This window comes from Hyunsoonleella aquatilis, from assembly GCF_014270105.1.
Lineage (GTDB): Bacteria > Bacteroidota > Bacteroidia > Flavobacteriales > Flavobacteriaceae > Jejuia > Jejuia aquatilis.
In genome coordinates this window covers 670,615-689,381 of the sequence record NZ_JACNMF010000002.1, presented here as the reverse complement: position 1 = coordinate 689,381, position 18,767 = coordinate 670,615, and the positions used below count along the sequence as shown (strand labels likewise).

Here is an 18,767-nt window from a genome sequence, read left to right as displayed (position 1 = left end):
CATAATTCAAGTTAAATTCCCTTCGGTATCGCATCTATCAACTTTTTGGTATACTCCTTTTTTGGGTTAGCATAAATAATATCCGCATCGTCCAGTTCCTCAATTTTGCCTTGGTTCATCACTAAAAGCTGGTCAGCCATGTATTTTACAACCGCCAAATCATGCGAAATAAAAATATAGGTGAAGCCAAAATCTGCTTTCAATTCATTTAAAAGATTCAATACTTGCGCTTGCACTGAGATATCCAAAGCCGAAACCGATTCATCGCAAACGATTAATTTTGGTTGTAAAGCAATGGTTCGCGCAATACCAATTCGCTGGCGCTGACCCCCTGAAAATTCATGTGGGTAGCGGTTAAAATAATCTTCGGAAAGTCCGACCCGTTCCAAAATTTCCAAGACTTTGGCTTTGCGTTCGTCATCCGAGTTATAATGTTGATGTACCTGCATGGGTTCCATAATGGCCTTGCCCACAGGAATCCTAGGATTTAAAGAAGCAAACGGATCCTGAAAAATAATTTGAATGTCCTTTCGCAATTTGCGCACATGGGCAGTTGAAAGTTTGGTAATGTCAACACCTTTATACATAATAGCTCCTGCTGTCGCTTTGTCCAATTGTAAAATGGCATTACCCAAAGTGGATTTACCACAACCAGATTCCCCTACCAGCCCTAAAGTTTCGCCTTCGTACAATTTGAAGCTTACACCATTAACCGCTTTAAAAGATTCAGGTTTTGAAAACCATCCCGATTTTGAGAGATATTCCTTTTCAACATCAATGACCTCTAATAATGGTGGTTGGCTGTATAGTTTATTATGTGTTTTTTGGCGTTCTTCGGAAGTGATAACTTCGGATTTTGAAGTGTTATCCAAAAAATCCTGAATGGTGGGCAATACCTTTAAGCGTTCGTCCAAAGATGGGCGAGAATTTATGAGCGCTTTGGTGTACTCGTTTTGAGGATTGCTGAAAATATCCTGTATTGACCCTTGTTCCACAATATTGCCTTTATACATCACCAAAACCCTATTGGCTATTTCGGAAATTAGAGCCAAATCATGGGTGATGAAAATGATGCTCATTTGAGTCTCCATCTGTAATTCCTTTAGCAGATGGATGATATCCTTTTGAACGGTAACGTCCAAAGCCGTGGTGGGCTCATCGGCAATTAAAATATCGGGTTTGCAGGCGATGGCCATGGCAATCATCACACGCTGTTTTTGTCCACCTGAAATTTCGTGAGGATAGGATTTAAACACACGCTCAATATTAGGGAGTTTTACCTTTTCGAATAGGGATAAAGTTTCCTTCTTAGCTTCTGATTTTGAGATATCGGTATGTTGCAACAAAATTTCCTGAACCTGTTTTCCGCAGGTCATCGATGGGTTTAAGGAACTCATGGGCTCTTGGAAAATCATCGAGATTTTCTTGCCTCGAATCTTCTGGAATGCTTTGTTTGATAGCTCGGTCAAATCCTTGCCATCAAAAGTAATGTGCCCTGAGGCGATCTTCGAAATGCGCTTTGGCAAAAGTCCCAAAATGGCCAACGACGACACCGACTTTCCCGAACCTGATTCGCCTACAATACCCAGGATTTCATTTTCATTCAAATGATAGGAAATACTGTGAATCACCTCATTTTCACCAAAGGATATCGAGAGGTTTTTTATATCCAATAAGGGCTTTAGCTTCATTTAAATCCTAATAATTTCGTCATTATCCAATAAATCATCGCCTCGCAATCTCAAAAAGATTTGCGCCACGGCAATGGTATCTTTTTCGCAATAATCAATTATTCTGTCGATATCACCTTCTTCGTAATACACCCGATAGACTTCACTGCCGTCAATATCATCTTTTGGCGATGGTACGCCCAAAACGTTTGTTAATAGTTTCAGGGAAGTGTAGGTTTTGTAATCACCGAATTTCCAAAGCTCCAAAGTGTCCAAATGCGGGACTTCCCATGGCTTTTTTCCGAAAAGGTTCAATTTATAGGGTAACTCGATATTATGGATAATCATCCTTCGGGCAATGTACGGAAAGTCAAATTCCTTGCCGTTATGCGCACATAATAAATGTTTGGTTTGACTAAAATGGGTGATGATAAGGTTTTTGAATTCTTTTAAAATAGTGACCTCATCACCGTAATAGGAGGTCACCCGAAACATGCGCCGTTGCCCTTGAAAATTAAAGAACCCAACCGAAATACAAATAATTTTCCCAAATTCTGCCCAAATGCCTGCGCGGTTATAAAACTCTTCAGGAGTGTACTCGTCCCTACGCTGGTATTGAGATTTATTTTCCCAAAGGGATTGTTTAACTTCATCTAACTCAGAAAAATGCTCGGTTTCTGGAACCGTTTCGATGTCCAGAAATAATATATCTTCAAGATTGAGTTTTGAAATCATTTTTAATCATTTAGTATAACCTCTATAGCTTTTTCAAGAACCTCGTCTCTACCGTCTTTAATTCCTTGAATAGTAGGTTTTACCACGATATCGGGTACGATTCCGACACGTTGTGTTTCCGTTCCGTCTGGGTAGTATATACCAATTCCCGAAATATTTGTTCTTAATCCACCAGGTAAATAAATAGATGAAACATTTCCGTCTGCCCCTGCTGTTGTACTACCCATAATGGTTGTATTGTTTCCTGCTCTAAATGCCATTGCGGTATATTCGGATTGACTCTGAGAATCTTCATTTACCAAAACAACTAATTTACCTTTAAAGGTTTCTCGGTCCTTTGGGATTTTTGGGCCATCGATAACTAAAAACTCCCCTGGGTTATCTAGGCTAAATGTAGTGAATTTTACAAAAGGAGTTGAAGAGGATACAAAGAAATTCCCCAATTTGAATGGTACAAATGTACTAGGATAGTTTCTTATGTCAATGATGATGCCTTTTGTGTTTTTAAATTTAGATTTTATTTCAGGAATGTCACTTTTGGATATGTGTTGTAGAGTAACGTAACCGATATTATTATCCAAAACTTTATAACATTTTTCGTCTTTCCAATTGTACCAATTGAGATTTAAACTGTCTTTTAAAATTAGAGGTATATTATAATGCTTTTCTTGATTATTCGATAAATAATTTACTTTTATTTGTTGGCTATTGGACCTTAGAATATCTCTTGAAATATTTCTGAATTTTGAAGTTTGGTTTGATGCAGGATAATAATTTGAGACACTATCTAGAATTGATTGAATAGTTTTTCCATTAACATGAGTAATGATATCTCCAACTTTCAACTTTGATTTATCTTTATATTCTGGGTTATAATAATCTGTAACAACTAGTTTGTTTTCAATAAAACTGACCTTAAAGGGTGCAAAGTATTTCCCTCTTTTATTTTGAACATTGTTAAAACCTGTATAGGTAGTTGCATGAGTGTCGTTAATTTCTCCTATTAATTCTATCATTACAAGTTCATATTCTAACTTATTTTTCGTTTGAATTACTTTAGGAATGTAATCTTTTAAAATAGTATTCCAATTATTATCCGTTAGGTATTTATAAGGAAAATAATATTGTATCATGTTCCAATATCTGTAAAGTGCCAATAACTTAAAACCGTCGTCTTTAAAAGACATGCTGTAGTACAGTTTTTCATTTTTAAATTTTGGATTTTTCGCACGATCAGGTTCAATATAATAGTGGTTTCCTTGATGTCTGTTTTTAATAATGAATTGTAATTTTTCCTTAAGTGCATCTGAAATGTCTTCTGAGTCAATCCAATCTAAATCTGGTTTTAAAAGAGCATCTTTTGAGGTTTCTTTGTATTCATCCCAAGGTTCAACAGTACCGAGATTATCTATCCATGATATAATTAATTGGTCTCGATCGAGATTGTTTTTAATATTTTGATATTTAGGAAGTATTCTAAACAACTCATAGTCCCAGTTGTAGTTTCCCTTAGCAATTTCAGGATGATGATATTTCAGCAAGCCCCAAACCCTTCCTAGTAATTCTAAGTTTTCAATTTGTACATCATCTAAACTGGTAATTTTTACATTTGAGTTATGGTCAAACTCCTTATCTAACTTTGCCTTAAAAACGGGTTCTTCTATTTCTTTAAAAGTTTGAATGTCTTTACCATCAACGGTCAAAACGAAATCATCAAACCAAGCCTCACCTTTACCTAACAGAATACCTCCAATATAAATCCTTTTAGCCTCTTTAGGGAAGGGCAATTCTATGACGTACTTTTTCCAGTTTTTGGTGCCATTTATATTTTGGTTTTTCATGTTGCTAAACTCCAGTGTTTTACTATTGCCATTATCAAGTCTAAGTAATAGCCCGCCAAATCCATTTTCAACATTTTTTAACTTCATGTAGCCTTCTAGCTTAATTTTTTTGCCCGAGAAGTTTGCAGGAATTCGATAAGCAATGCATCCAAAGGAGTCATGCTTGTTTTTTGATGAAACCTTTGCAGAATAATTTCCTGAATGAACTTCCACAGTATCCGCTTGCAAATTATAATTGCCCCACTCAAACCACTTATCCGGTAATAGCATTTGAGTATTATAAGTTTCAAAATCTAAGTTAAATTTTTTACTTTTCTGTTTTTGCACGCAGGATATGCAAGAAAGTAATAGTGTTAAACACAGAAATGATTTTTTCATGATGATTGATGTAGTTTCAATCAAAAAAAAGGAATTAAATTTCTTACGACTCCAAATATTTGTTAAATAACAAAATATTATGATTTGGAACTAAGCATTTTATAAGCTTCTTCAATATAAACAGTGATGTCGCTTGTGAAATTTGCTATTGGATTCCCAGGCCCTTTTCGGTGTCCAAGCCTCACAATAATAATGTTATCATTTGGTTCAACAATAACATATTGTCCCAAATGGCCGCGCATCATAAAAAAGTTTTTGTCTTTTATTTTTTTCAGCCAAAAGCCGTAGCCGTATCTAGGGTCTTCAGGAAATCGAGGTGCAATGGAAGTGGCAACAAAACTGGAATCCAATAGTTGTTGGCCATTCCATCTCCCAAAATCCTTATAAAGTTTTCCGAATCTCGCAAAATCCCTAGCATTGCTAGAAATTGCTGTGAAAGCTTTAGCCATTCGATTGTCTTTGTCGTCTAACTGCCAAAGTGCATCTTCGGACATTCCCATTGGTTGCCAAAAACTTTCAGAAAGATAATTAGCCAGTTTTTTCCCTGTTGCTTTTTGTATCACCATTCCTAAGAGTTGGGTGTTTCCACTTTTATATACAAAACCTTGCCCAGGAGTTCCCGTTATTTTTCTATCCAGCATAATGTCCTCTAGATTACTGCTGTAGTTTGCTCTTGCTGTAATGGAAAGCGGGTTTTTATAATGCTCTACCCATTCCAATCCCGAAGCCATGGAAGCCAAATCGCCAACAGTAGTTTTGGCATAAGAAAATTGAGGGTAGAAATCGCTTAAGGGTTGGTCCAAACCTTGGATGTAACCTTCTTTAATTGCCTTTCCCAATAATGCGCAAGTAATACTTTTTGCAATTGAAAACGAGTTTGTTTTGGAGTTTTTGCCAAATCCACCATAATATTTTTCAAACCAAATACTGTCGTTTTTGATGATAAGGTATGCTATTGTTCCAAGTTCCGAATGGGTCTGATTCAGTTTATCAGTTTCTGAAACAGAATTATAGTCATTGTGTTTTGGCCAAGCATCAACGTGTTTTCCTTTTTTGATGGTATCGTTCTCAAAGTAGGGGTAGTCGTCAATAAAAGCCGTTGTATGTCCTGTGAAATAAACAATTTTGATGCCTCTCAAAACGTACCCGTATCCAAAAATGTAAAGTAGGATAATGATACTTCCAGCACTAATTATAACCCATTTAAGGAATTTTTTCAGAAATTTCATGCGTACAAATAAATGTACATAAATATAGGGATTAATGTTGGTTTAGAACAAAGATTGTTGTTTGTACGGACTTTCATGTTCCAATAACCATTGTTTTCGGCGTAGCCCTCCCGCATAACCTGTTAAACTGCCGTCGCTTCCAATCACGCGGTGACAGGGTACAATAATCCAAAGTGGGTTTTTGCCGTTGGCATTGGCTACTGCGCGAATGGCTTTTTCATCTCCATATGTTTTGGAAAGCTCCAAATACGTTGTGGTTTTTCCATATGGAATAGCTTCCAAAAGTTTCCAAATGCCCTTTTGAAAATCAGTGCCTTGCGGATTTAATTTTAAGTTGAAATGTTTCCGGGTGCCATCAAAATATTCGTTGAGCTGTATGACACAATCTTCAAGAATCTCGGGGATAATATCAGTGGGGATTTCTTCGGAATTTAGAACGGTAACGGATGCAATGCCATTGGAATCACCAATAATTTTGGTAAAACCCAAAGGTGAAGTAATGATACAGGTTTCCATTTTATTACGAAGGATTATTATGAAGTTCCTTTATGTTATCCAAATAGTATAACATGCTTTGTTCTGCTTTTTTAACCGCATCTTTTAGAGCATTTTGGTCGATTTCAATTCTGTTTATTTCTGTTGCTGGATGCAATTTTAAATATCGTTGGGCATTAATCAGCAACTCTTCAGAAGTCCGTTTGATTTGTGCTTTAGCTGTTTGTTCCGTAAAATAAATTCGAAAATCATAATTTGGAGCTATGTGATAATGCCCATCCTTATGCCCGAAACAGTCAAATTTCATCAGCTCGATGGTTTTCCATTTTAAAATAACGGCTGGCCCTTTGCCTATTTTTAAGACTTTCCAATAAACTTGAAGATACAGATCTTTTTGAATGCTTATTTTTTGTAGATCATGGCGTTTTACGGGTGTCGGTTTTGGCCATAATTTTAATAAAATCAATATATTTTTGATGAATTGTTTCATGAGGTCGAAACTGCTTTCACATCGATTATTAGCTATTCTGAAGGATTGTCTTCAGAAATGATACCCAATTTTTTTGCTCGGGCTTCCCAGCTTTTTCGGGCCAATACCTGTAGGTCGGAAACATTGTCGCTCTCATCCATGATTTCAAGTCCGAGCAAAGTTTCAATAACATCCTCCATAGTAACTAGCCCACTTACCGAGCCGTATTCGTCCACCACCAGTGCCATGTGGTTCCTACTCTCTACCAATTTTTCGAATAAGGTAGGAATGGCAAGACCTCGGTTCACTACAATGACATCTCGCTTTAATTCAGACAGTTTTTTAGAATTATTGTCCAAAGCCATTTCCTTAAAAATTTCATCTTTAAGAACCAATCCTGTGATGTTATCTGTATCGCCAGAATAAACAGGAATTCTTGAAAAGCGAATGTTAAGGTTTCGCTTAAAGAAGTCCTCAACCGTAGTCGTTTCATCCTCGGTTTTCATCACCGTTCTAGGTGTCATCACATCTTTGGCAAGAATCTGCTTGAAGTTCAATAGATTTTTTATAATGGTGCTTTCATTTTCCTGAAAGACGCCTTCCTCATGGGCAATTTCGGTCATCGCCACAAAGCCTTCGCGACTCAATACACTGCCGTGCCCTTTGCCACCAATTAACTTTGTAGTTAATTGAAGCATCCACAAGATGCCTGTCCACTTTAAAGGAAAAATTAAGATGGTTAAGGTTTTTGAAGCAAAATTGGCTAATCCTTTCCAATAGGTGGCACCTATGGTTTTTGGGATAATTTCGGAAGCTACCAAAATTAAAAACGTCATAATTGCCGAAATAATCCCTACGGTATTGATACCTAAAACATTCCAATCATAGCCCAAATTCTCCGCTTCAATACCTACCATCATAGCACCTAATGTGTGCGCAATAGTGTTTAGTGTAAGTATGGCAATTAAAGGTTTATCGACGTCTTTTTTTAATTCCTCTAAAGTAGTCGCATAATCTTTCCCTTCCTGCTTTTTAACATTAATAAACGTTGGGGTAACGCTGAGCAAAACAGCTTCGAGAATAGAACATAAAAAGGAAAAGAAAATGGAAATGGTTGCCCAAAAGATTAGTGCGCTCATTCAGAATTTTTTAGTTGATGGCTAATTTACGAAATCAATTTAACTAAGCGCGATAGTGGCTTTGTTCGATTTATAAATAAGTTGTATATTGAAAGAAATATCCTAACCCTATCTGTTTTGGTAAAAAAATTAGCCTTATTGATATTCATTTTTTGTTTTTTGGGTTCTATTTATTCTCAAACCAAAAATCCCCTACACCTTAAAAAAACTACCAAAAACACCTTCGCCGAAAAAATATATCTACAGCTCAACAATTCTGTATTTACCAACAACGAAACCATCTGGTTTAAGGCGATAGTAACAGACGCCAAAAACGCACCAACAAATCTAAGCGGTATTTTGCATGTAGAACTTATCGATTTTGATAAGGACATTGTGGCAACAAAAAAGTTAAAGTTGGTAAATGGTATGGCCGACAATGGTTTTAAATTGGAGCAGGCCTATACTCCCGGGCGCTATTTAATACGGGCCTACACGGCGTGGAATAAAAACTTCGGCGAGGATTTTATGTTTAAGCAATACGTTAACCTAGTTCCTGCCAATGGCAACCAACGGCCATCGCCCATACAAAACATAACATTGTATCAAGTAGAGGAAGACCAGCACGAGGTATTTGCCCAACTTTTCCCAGAGCTTATAAAACCCGACTATAAAAAGGACGTGACGGTTTACATTAAAACCGAAACGTTTCTGGACACCATAGAAATTAAAAGAGAAAATGGTTTTTACAAGTTGCAGTATGTACTCCCTAAGGATGCGGTTTCGGTAAACCTAAAAATGAAACTAGAGGACACCAAGCTAAAAAACTTTCAAACAAGGGTGGAGAAAACATACAACAAAACCATCGCCATAGATAGAGAATTTATAGACCTACAGTTTTTTCCAGAAAGTGGAAAATTGATTAATGGCTTAACCAGTAAGCTGGCGTTTAAAGCACTAAACTACAAAGGCTTGGGTAAAGAGATTAATGGTGTTATCGTTGATGAAAAGGATAGTATTGTGGTACCGATTAAAACCAATAACCTAGGCATGGGCTATGTGTTTTTTACACCAAAATTGCACAAAACCTATTATGGTAAAATTAATTCCAAACACCATGTTGCCCGTAAGTTTGAACTCCCCAAGGTATATGCCGAAGGCCATGTTTTAGGCATAACGGAAACGACGAGCTACATGAACATAAATGTGACCTCCAAGGTTAAAGCCACCCGTGATTATTGGATACAACTTAAATCCAAAGGTGTGCTATTAAAGGAATTTCCAGTAACATTATCTAATGCACCTTATAATGCCTCGATACCTAAACAAAAATTACCCCAGGGCATACTTAATGTTACATTGCTAAGTGAGCATAAAACACCGTTAAGTGAGCGTTTGTTTTTTCATCTTAATGAAGCCGATAATTTAAATATTACCAAAGAAACCGAAGGGCAATATTACAGCCAGAGAGATAAAACGGCTCTTAAATTTAAAGTCGCCAATAGTAATGGACGCCCAGTTGAGGCAAATCTATCTGTATTGGTTGTAGATAAAAATCAAATAGAACAAACCGAGCAATTTAAGGGGAACATTCTATCTTATTTTTTATTAAACTCAGAATTAAAAGGACATATTGAGAACCCTACGCATTACTTTGATGATGATAATATTTTCAGAAAACGAGATTTAGAAGCCCTTATGCTTACACAGGGTTGGCGCAATTATAAGTATAGTTTTAATGATGCAAACCATGTTTTTGATATACAACCTGAAACCGCCTTACGTGTTTCTGGAAAAGTACGTTCCATCTGGAATGAAAACAAAGCGCCTAAAAATAGGGTTAATCTAAATGTGCTCACTTCAGGGAAGCCACCGGGGTTCTACTCTTGTAAGCCTGATAGTATTGGTAATTTTGCTTTTGATTTAATTCACTCCTATGGGGATAAGCTAGAACTTAAAATACAATCTTCCAACAAAAAAGGGAAACCTAAATTTTATGAAATCATTCTTGATGAGCCTGTACCATCTCCTAAAATCACCTATGAGAAAGAAGAAGTAATAGCGCTCCCGGATAGTGTTATAAATGACTTTTTAGAGATTAAAAAACAAGAAAGACAAGCCGTAACCGGATTCGATTTGGATGACAGCACCGTAGCGTTGGATGCCGTGGAACTTACAGGTTACAACGTAACACCGGAACGTGAAAGAATATTTAAACTCCACGGACCTCCAGATATTGTCATAGATAATGAACAACTCAAAGAGAGAGAAGAAAAATGGATGTCTGGGTTATACGATCTTCTTAGAGTTAAGTTTCCAGATGATGTTTTTATCAAAGCCGTTAAAATGTGTGGGGGAGGATTTTTTTATAAGGCGCAAGTTTATGGAACAGACGACACGCTTGTTTTTATTGATGGAGAAGTTGTTCTAGGCAGAGACTATTTATTCTTACCTAATCTATCCATAGAAAATATTAAAAGTGTCGAAATATTAGAGCGGCCTAGTGGCACATTTATGAACCATATTATGGAAGCATTTCCTCGGATGGATCCTATGGCTAGAAGTATAATGGTAGGAACATATAATTTTGGTATAGTTAGTATATATACCTTTGGAGGTATTGGTCTTAGAGCTCTTGAAGTTTCAAAAGGATTATTCCAAGGTCATATTGCAGGATTTTCTATTACCCCCGAGTTTTATCAACCAAAATACGAAACCTTAAAACCTGAAGATTGGTATACACCAGATTTACGACCAGTATTACATTGGGAACCTTCTTTGTTCACCGATAAGAAAGGAAACATTGAACTGGAATTTTACAATGATGATATCATTGGAGACAAACTCATCATCATAGAGGCTATTGCACCAAATGGAAAAATTGGCTATTTTGAGACCTCTTACACAGTAGAAAAACACAAAGAAAACAATTAATAGAATAGGTTTTAAGTCCTTGGTTTAACTTATGGTCAAATTATATCTTGAATAAAAGCTCTTAATGGGGGTTACTATGATACGAAAATCTGTTTCAATATTGCTCTTTTTTTGTTGCCTCGCTTCTGTACATTCGCAAACGAAAGACACATTAAATCTCAAAAAAACAACCAGGAATGCTTTCGCCGAAAAAATATACCTTCAGTTAAGCAATACCGTTTTTACAACCGGGGAAACCATCTGGTACAAGGCCATTGTAACAGATGCCAAAAATGCACCTACAAGGCTAAGTGGTATTTTGCACGTAGAACTTATCGATTTTGATAAGGACATTGTGGCAACAAAAAAGTTAAGGTTGGTCAATGGTATGGCCGACAACGGTTTTCAATTGGAGCAAACCTATACCCCCGGACGCTATTTAATAAGGGCCTATACAGCGTGGAATAAAAACTTTGGCGAGGATTTTATGTTCAAGCAATACGTTAACCTAGTTCCTGCCAATGGCAACCAACGGCCATCGCCCATACAAAACATAACATTGTATCAAGTAGAGGAAGGCCAGCACGAGGTATTTGCCCAACTTTTCCCAGAACTTATAAAACCCGACTATAAAAAGGACGTGACGGTTTACGTTAAAACCGAAACGTTTTTGGACACCATAGAAATTAAAAGAGAAAATGGGTTTTACAAGTTGCAATATGTACTCCCTAAGGATGCGGTTTCGGTAAACCTAAAAATGAAACTAGAGGACACCAAGCTAAAAAACTTTCAAACAAGGGTGGAGAAAACATACAACAAAACCATCGCTATAGATAGAGCATTTATAGACCTACAGTTTTTTCCAGAAAGTGGGAAGTTAATTGATGGCTTAACCGGTAAGCTCGCGTTTAAAGCACTAAACTACAAAGGCTTGGGTAAAGAGATTAATGGTGTTATTGTTGATGAAAAGGATAGTGTTGTTGCTACCATTAAAACCAATAACCTAGGCATGGGATATGTACTTTTTACACCAAAATTGCACAAAGCCTATTATGGTAAAATTAATTCCAAACACCATGTTGCCCGTAAGTTTGAACTCCCCAAGGTATATGCCGAAGGCCATGTTTTAGGCATAACGGAAACGACGAGCTACATGAACATAAATGTGACCTCCAAGGTTAAAGCCACCCGTGATTATTGGATACAACTTAAATCCAAAGGTGTGCTATTAAAGGAATTTCCAGTAACATTATCTAATGCACCTTATAATGCCTCGATACCTAAACAAAAATTACCCCAGGGCATACTTAATGTTACATTGCTAAGTGAGCATAAAACACCGTTAAGTGAGCGTTTGTTTTTTCATCTTAATGAAGCCGATAATTTAAATATTACCAAAGAAACCGAAGGGCAATATTACAGCCAGAGAGATAAAACGGCTCTTAAATTTAAAGTCGCCAATAGTAATGGACGCCCAGTTGAGGCAAATCTATCTGTATTGGTTGTAGATAAAAATCAAATAGAACAAACCGAGCAATTTAAGGGGAACATTCTATCTTATTTTTTATTAAACTCAGAATTAAAAGGGCATATAGAGCACCCTACGCATTATTTTAATGATGATAATATTTTCAGAAAACGAGATTTAGAAGCCCTAATGCTCACACAGGGTTGGCGCAATTATAAGTATAGTTTTAATGATGCAAAGCATGTTTTTGAGATACAACCTGAAACCGCATTACGTGTTTCTGGGAGGGTGGGTGCCATCTGGAATGAAAACAAAGTACCTAAAAATGATGTGAATTTAATCTTAATGACCTCGGGTAAACCACCTGGAGTTTATACTCATGAAGTGGACAGTACTGGTACTTTTGCTTTTGATTTATTTGACCCTTATGGCGATAAGCTAGATGTTATTATACAATCTTCCAACAAAAAAGGGCGAGCCAAAGAATATTCTATTATGATAGACGCACCGATACCTCCACCGAAAATCACTTATGAGAAAGAAGAAGTAATAGCGCTCCCGGATAGTGTTATAAATGACTTTTTAGAGATTAAAAAACAAGAAAGACAAGCCGTATCGGGGTTTGATTTGGACGACAGCACCATAGCGTTGGATGCTGTAGAATTGACGGGCTACAACGTAACACCGGAACGCGAAAGAATGTTTAAACTCCACGGACCTCCAGATATCGTCATAGAGAATGAACAACTCAAAGAGAGAGAAGAAAAATGGATGTCTGGATTATACGACCTTCTTAGCACTAAGTTCCCAGATGATATTATATTTAGAGTAGTGCAAATACCAAATGGGGGAAGCTTTCTACTAGCACATATTGCTAGTGCAGATTTGACTATATATTATATTGATGGCAGTCCGGTTGGTAAAGAATCTTATAATTTATTGCCCTATTTAACCATCGAAAATATAAAAAGTGTTGAAGTTATAAAAAGGCCTAAAAGAGTGCTTGGTAATCAACACATCGCTATTATAAGCATATATACCTATGGCAGTATTGGAATGGCAGCTCTAGGATATGCAAAAGGTATTTTTAGAGGAAAGGTTTCCGGTTTTTCTATTACACCCGAGTTTTATCAACCAAAATACGAGACCTTAAAACCTGAAGATTGGGATACACCAGATTTACGCCCAGTATTACACTGGGAACCTTCTTTGTTCACCGATAAGAAAGGAAACATTGAACTGGAATTTTACAATGATGACATCATTGGTGACAAACTCGTCATCATAGAGGCTATTACACCAGACGGAAAAATTGGATATTTTGAGACCTCTTATACTGTGGAAAAACATTCAGAAAACAATTAATAGAATAGGTTTTAAGCCTTTGGTTTAACTTATGGTCAAATTATATCTTGAATAAAAGCTCTTAATGGGGGTTACTATGATACGAAAATCTGTTTCAATATTGCTTTTTTTTTGTTGCCTCGCTTCTGTACATTCGCAAACGAAAGACACATTAAATCTCAAAAAAACAACCAGGAATGCTTTCGCCGAAAAAATATATCTTCAGTTAAGCAATACCGTTTTTACAACCGGGGAAACCATCTGGTACAAGGCCATTGTAACCAATACCATAAACCAACCTACAAGGCTAAGTGGCGTTTTATATGTTGAGATTATAGATTTTGATGAAAATATTATAGATACAAAAACGCTAAAATTGGAAAACGGTTTATCTGATGGTTTTTTTGATTTAAGTGATGTTTTACCTTCTGGACGGTATTTAATAAGAGCCTACACACAATGGAACAGAAATTTTGGGCAGGCATTTGTTTTTAAAACCTATATTGATGTATTCGCTTTAGATACTATAAATAAAGGCGATATTATTACCAATATTACCCTCACCGAAATAGGAACAGACCAAGTTAAACTATCCGCAAGCCTGTTTCCACAAATTATAAAAGATGATTATAACAAAGATATAAAAGTTTACATCCATTCTGAAGGTCTGTTAGATTCCATAGAAGTAAAGCCAAAAAACAAGCAATACATCATGGATTACACCTTGCCAAAAGACCTGATTACAGCAAAGATTAAGGTAAAGTTGGCAGACACCAAATTAAAAAACCGCAAGCGTAAGGTTGAAGGTACATACTCTAAAATCATAGCCCTCAACAAAGATGTTTTAGATCTCCAGTTTTTCCCGGAAGGCGGAAAAATGATTGATGGTCTAGAGAATAAAGTAGCCTATAAAGCTATTAATTATAAAGGGTTGGGAGCAGTGGTTAGTGGTCATATTGTAGATGAAACAGACAGTATAATTAGACCTTTTACCACTAATGACTTAGGGATGGGTTTTACCTATTTTAAGCCAAGTAAAAGCAAATCGTATTATGGAAAAATTATAAGTAAAGAAGGTGTTGCTTATAAATACCCACTACCAAAAGTAAAGTCAACAGGTTACTTGATAAGCGCAGGAGAAACTCGAGACTACATGAGTTTAACTGTAAAAAGCAATATTCAAAACACAGAGAACCTATATGTTGAAGTAAGAAGTCGTGGTGTTTTGATACGAAAGCATGCTTTTACATTAGAAAATGGAATGCATGAAGCCTTCGTTAAAAAAGCAGAGCTTCCCAATGGTATAGTATACATCACATTATTTACTAGTTATGATGCGCCAGTTTGCGAACGTTTGTTTTTTAATTACAAGGAAGAGAAAATAGTAAATATAACGGCAAATACCGACAAAGAGTTTTATGGAAAACGCCAAAAAACAGCACTTAAGGTATCTGTTTCTGATGTTGATGACAGTCCTGTTAAAGTTAATTTCTCTGCACTGGTAATGGATAAAAACAAATTAGGTTCAACACAAAAGGTACAACCCAATATGTTGTCCTATTTTTTATTAAACTCAGAATTAAAGGGTTTTATAGAAAATCCCAACTATTATTTTGATAGTAATAATAAGCTTAGAAAACGCGATTTAGAAGCGCTAATGCTAACACAAGGTTGGCGAGATTATATTTATGATAAAACGGATACAGGCTCAAATTTTGAGTTTCAACCCGAAACAGAGGCAGTTATATCTGGAAAAGTAAGATCTAATTTTAACAAAAACAAAACCCCGAAAAAACCTATTAACCTCACTATGATTACAAAGCCTTCTTTTAGTGTGCATACCCAAGAAACCGATAGTTTAGGCGCATTTACGTTTAGTTTAAATAATCTTTTTGCAGATGAGCATTCCATACTAATTCAATCTACAAATAAAAAAGGCGCACCAAAAGATTATAATATCACCTTAGATGATGCAATAGCACCACCAAAAGTGAAATACAAAACCGAAGAAACCGTTACACTAGCCGATACAATTTATAAGACTTTTATTGAAGAAAGTATTGTTCAGTACAATACGAATAACGATTTTAAAACCACAACCGAAACCGTTGCATTAGATGCAGTAGAACTAACAGGCTATAATATAACACCCGAGCGCGAGAAGATATTTAAGCTTCACGGTCCGCCTGATACGGTTATAGAAAATGAAGAACTGGTAAAGGAAGAAGAAGACTGGATGTCGGGGTTATACGACCTTCTTAGAACTAAGTTTCCAGACGATATTTATTTTCAGAATGTATATTTACCTGTTCAGGCTTTTGACCTTGGTCCTGACCTTAAGGATACCCCATATAGGCCTATAGCTGTTCCCAAAATTGCAAATACAAATCATGCTTTTGTATTTATTGATGGAGAAATAGTTGAAGGTAGGGATTATCCCCTTTTGCCTGCTCTAACCGTTGAAAACATAAAAAGTGTAGAGATTTTAAGAAGACTTAAAGGTAGTATTTTACGATATTACCAAGAGGTATTTCCGCGAATGGATGTTCTAAGAATAAGTGCTATGATTGGAAATGAGGCACCTATTGTTGGTATTATAAGCATATACACCTATGGCAGTATTGGAATTGCGGCTATTGGATCTACTAAAGGCATTTTTCAAGGAAAAGTTTCTGGATTTTCAGCCAAACGTGAATTTTATGCCCCCAAATATGATAAATTAGAAGATGAGGATTGGGACATTCCAGATTTGCGTTCAGCTATCCATTGGAAACCTTTGGCAGAAACTGATGAAGATGGAAATGCAAAAGTTGAGTTTTACAATGGTGATAACACGGGCGACATTCTAGTTGTAGTTGAAGCCATTACCCCTGATGGCAAAATTGGCTATTTTGAAACCTCTTATACTGTGGAAAAGCGACTCGAAAATAATTAAGCTACCACTTTTGCAACATACTTTGGATCCCTTCGACTGCGCTCAGGGTGACAGATCATATTTTTAACTAATAAATTAATTTTACGATGTCTTTAGCAAAGTAAGAGGCTATGATATCCGCCCCAGCACGCTTAAAAGCCGTCGTAGTCTCCAACATAATTTGGTCGTGGTCCAGCCAGCCTTTTTCTGCGGCCGCTTTTATCATGGCGTATTCGCCAGACACCTGATAAACGGCCACGGGAACATCTACCTCATTTTTGATATCCCGAAGAATATCCAAATAGGAAATCCCAGGTTTTACCATTACGATATCCGCGCCTTCATCGATATCCATTTCAGTTTCTCGAATGGCTTCAAAGCGGTTGCCAAAATCCATTTGATAGGTTTTTTTATCTTTTGGGATATCTTGAATATCTACTGGTGCAGAATCCAAAGCATCCCGAAATGGGCCGTAAAATGCTGAGGCGTACTTGGCAGAATAACTCATTATCCCAGTATTGAAGTATCCCTCATCTTCCAAAGCTTCGCGAATGGTCAAAATACGGCCGTCCATCATATCACTTGGAGCGACAAAATCAGCTCCAGCTTTGGCATGGGAAAGGCTCATTTCTCCCAATACTTCGGCGGTGTTATCGTTAACGATTTGTCCGTTTTCAATAATGCCGTCATGGCCATAAACTGAGTATGGGTCTAAAGCTACATCGGTCATCACCAACATGTCTGGGCACGCATTTTTAACGGTTTTAATAGCACGTTGCATCAATCCGTTTGGATTTAAAGCCTCCGTACCTTTATTGTCTTTTAAGTTATCGGGCACTTTAACAAAAAGCAATACTGACTTTAAACCTAGTGTCCATAATTCTTTGACTTCATTTTCTAATAAATCCAAACTGTAACGGAAGTAATTGGGCATCGATGGAATTTCATCTTTAATGCCTTTGCCTTCCACTACAAACAGTGGGACTAAAAAATCGTTAGGGGTAATAATGGTTTCGCGAACTATTGAGCGAATGGCTTCGTTGATTCGTAGTCTTCTATTTCGACGTAATGGATACATATAAGCCCCCTATCCCCCAAAGGGGGAATGCCTATTAGGGGTGAATAGGGTTTGAGGGTTTCACTTCCTTGTTTAAGGCATTGAAACTAGTTATTATTTTATCGTCTATACTTTTTCTCATAACAGTGATAGTTCACCCTTTGGGGGTTAGGGGACTTCTACCCACTCTTTCGGATTTCTTAAAACTTTAATCAATTTTTCTTCTTCGCTTCCTGCCTCGGGATGATGGTCGTACACCCATTGTACATGTGGTGGTAAGCTCATTAAAATACTTTCAATGCGACCGTTGGTCTTTAGTCCAAAAAGGGTGCCTTTGTCATGTACTAAATTGAATTCCACATAACGTCCACGGCGAATTTCCTGCCAATTGCGTTGGGATTCATTATATGGTAAATCTTTGCGCTTTTCAACAATAGGGATGTATGCATCCAAAAAGCTATTACCAACTTCAGTTACAAAGTTATACCAATTTTCCATGGAGATATCCTCAGAGGCTTTGCAATAGTCAAAGAACAATCCGCCTACTCCTCGGCCTTCATTTCTATGGGTATTATAAAAGTACTCGTCGCAACGTTTTTTATATTGGGAATAAAACTCGGGGTTATGCTTGTCGCAAGCTGTTTTGCAGGTTTGATGAAAGTGTTTCGCATCTTCTTCAAACAGATAATACGGTGTTAAATCCTGTCCACCACCAAACCAGCTATCAATAATGTTCCCATCTTTATCATACATTTCAAAATAGCGCCAATTGGCATGCACCGTTGGAACCATTGGGCTTTTGGGGTGAATCACCAAACTCAATCCACAGGCAAAAAAGTCCACATCGCCTACCTTAAAATAGGCTTGCATTGATTTTGGTAATTTCCCATGAACACCTGAAATATTGACGCCTCCCTTTTCAAAAACATTACCGTTTTGAATTACCCTAGTGCGACCGCCTCCACCTTCCGGTCGTTTCCAAATATCTTGTTGGAACTTCGCTTTGCTATCAATTTCTTCAAGCTTTGAGGTGATACTATCTTGTAAATCTTGTATGTATTGGTAGAATTTGTCTTTTAATGAGACCTTAGGTTTGTTCTTGTTGAGACCTGTCAGGTTTTCAAAACCTGACAGGT

12 protein-coding genes are annotated in these 18,767 nt (G+C 36.9%); 3 read left to right on the top strand and 9 right to left on the bottom strand.

Going from position 1 to position 18,767, the window contains the following annotated elements:
• Positions 1-11 precede the first annotated feature (11 nt).
• The 7 genes from H7U19_RS08455 to H7U19_RS08425 all read right to left on the bottom strand — a co-directional run bounded on the left by H7U19_RS08455 (position 12) and on the right by H7U19_RS08425 (position 7,956).
• Positions 12-1,691: an ABC transporter ATP-binding protein gene (locus H7U19_RS08455; protein ID WP_186561293.1), complete on the bottom strand. Its 1,680-nt coding sequence runs from the start codon at positions 1,689-1,691 to the stop codon at positions 12-14.
• Positions 1,692-2,405, bottom strand: a complete 714-nt coding sequence (locus tag H7U19_RS08450; protein WP_186561291.1) for a 3'-5' exonuclease — start codon at positions 2,403-2,405, stop codon at positions 1,692-1,694.
• 2 nt (positions 2,406-2,407) lie between these two features.
• Positions 2,408-4,516 (bottom strand): S41 family peptidase, encoded by a 2,109-nt coding sequence (locus tag H7U19_RS08445; RefSeq protein WP_246454703.1) that lies wholly within the window; start codon positions 4,514-4,516, stop codon positions 2,408-2,410.
• A gap of 185 nt (positions 4,517-4,701) precedes the next feature.
• Entirely contained in the window at positions 4,702-5,853 is a 1,152-nt protein-coding gene (locus H7U19_RS08440) for a serine hydrolase domain-containing protein (RefSeq protein ID WP_186561287.1), read from the bottom strand.
• A gap of 42 nt (positions 5,854-5,895) precedes the next feature.
• Positions 5,896-6,369, bottom strand: coding sequence for a methylated-DNA--[protein]-cysteine S-methyltransferase (locus H7U19_RS08435; RefSeq protein WP_186561285.1), 474 nt, complete (start codon positions 6,367-6,369; stop codon positions 5,896-5,898).
• Between the two features lie 4 nt (positions 6,370-6,373).
• Positions 6,374-6,838, bottom strand: a complete 465-nt coding sequence (locus H7U19_RS08430; protein WP_186561283.1) for a DUF7700 domain-containing protein — start codon at positions 6,836-6,838, stop codon at positions 6,374-6,376.
• Between the two features lie 32 nt (positions 6,839-6,870).
• On the bottom strand, positions 6,871-7,956 hold the full coding sequence (locus H7U19_RS08425) for a CNNM domain-containing protein (RefSeq protein WP_186561281.1): 1,086 nt from the start codon (positions 7,954-7,956) through the stop codon (positions 6,871-6,873).
• A 138-nt stretch (positions 7,957-8,094) separates the two neighbouring features.
• Here H7U19_RS08425 and H7U19_RS08420 point away from each other — a divergent pair, with 138 nt between their 5' ends.
• The 3 genes from H7U19_RS08420 (at position 8,095) to H7U19_RS08410 (ending at position 16,595) form a co-directional block, all read left to right on the top strand.
• A complete protein-coding gene (locus H7U19_RS08420; protein ID WP_186561279.1) occupies positions 8,095-10,869 on the top strand; it encodes a hypothetical protein in 2,775 nt (924 codons plus the stop codon).
• A 76-nt stretch (positions 10,870-10,945) separates the two neighbouring features.
• Complete coding sequence (locus tag H7U19_RS08415; RefSeq protein WP_186561277.1) at positions 10,946-13,681, top strand: hypothetical protein; 2,736 nt, start codon at positions 10,946-10,948, stop codon at positions 13,679-13,681.
• A 76-nt stretch (positions 13,682-13,757) separates the two neighbouring features.
• Positions 13,758-16,595: a hypothetical protein gene (locus tag H7U19_RS08410; RefSeq protein WP_186561275.1), complete on the top strand. Its 2,838-nt coding sequence runs from the start codon at positions 13,758-13,760 to the stop codon at positions 16,593-16,595.
• 67 nt (positions 16,596-16,662) lie between these two features.
• On the opposite strand, the gene hemB is transcribed toward H7U19_RS08410, so the two are convergent.
• Positions 16,663-17,652, bottom strand: a complete 990-nt coding sequence (gene hemB, locus H7U19_RS08405; protein ID WP_186561273.1) for a porphobilinogen synthase — start codon at positions 17,650-17,652, stop codon at positions 16,663-16,665.
• 147 nt (positions 17,653-17,799) lie between these two features.
• Entirely contained in the window at positions 17,800-18,747 is a 948-nt protein-coding gene (gene hemF / locus H7U19_RS16880; protein ID WP_246454730.1) for an oxygen-dependent coproporphyrinogen oxidase, read from the bottom strand.
• Positions 18,748-18,767 lie beyond the last annotated feature (20 nt).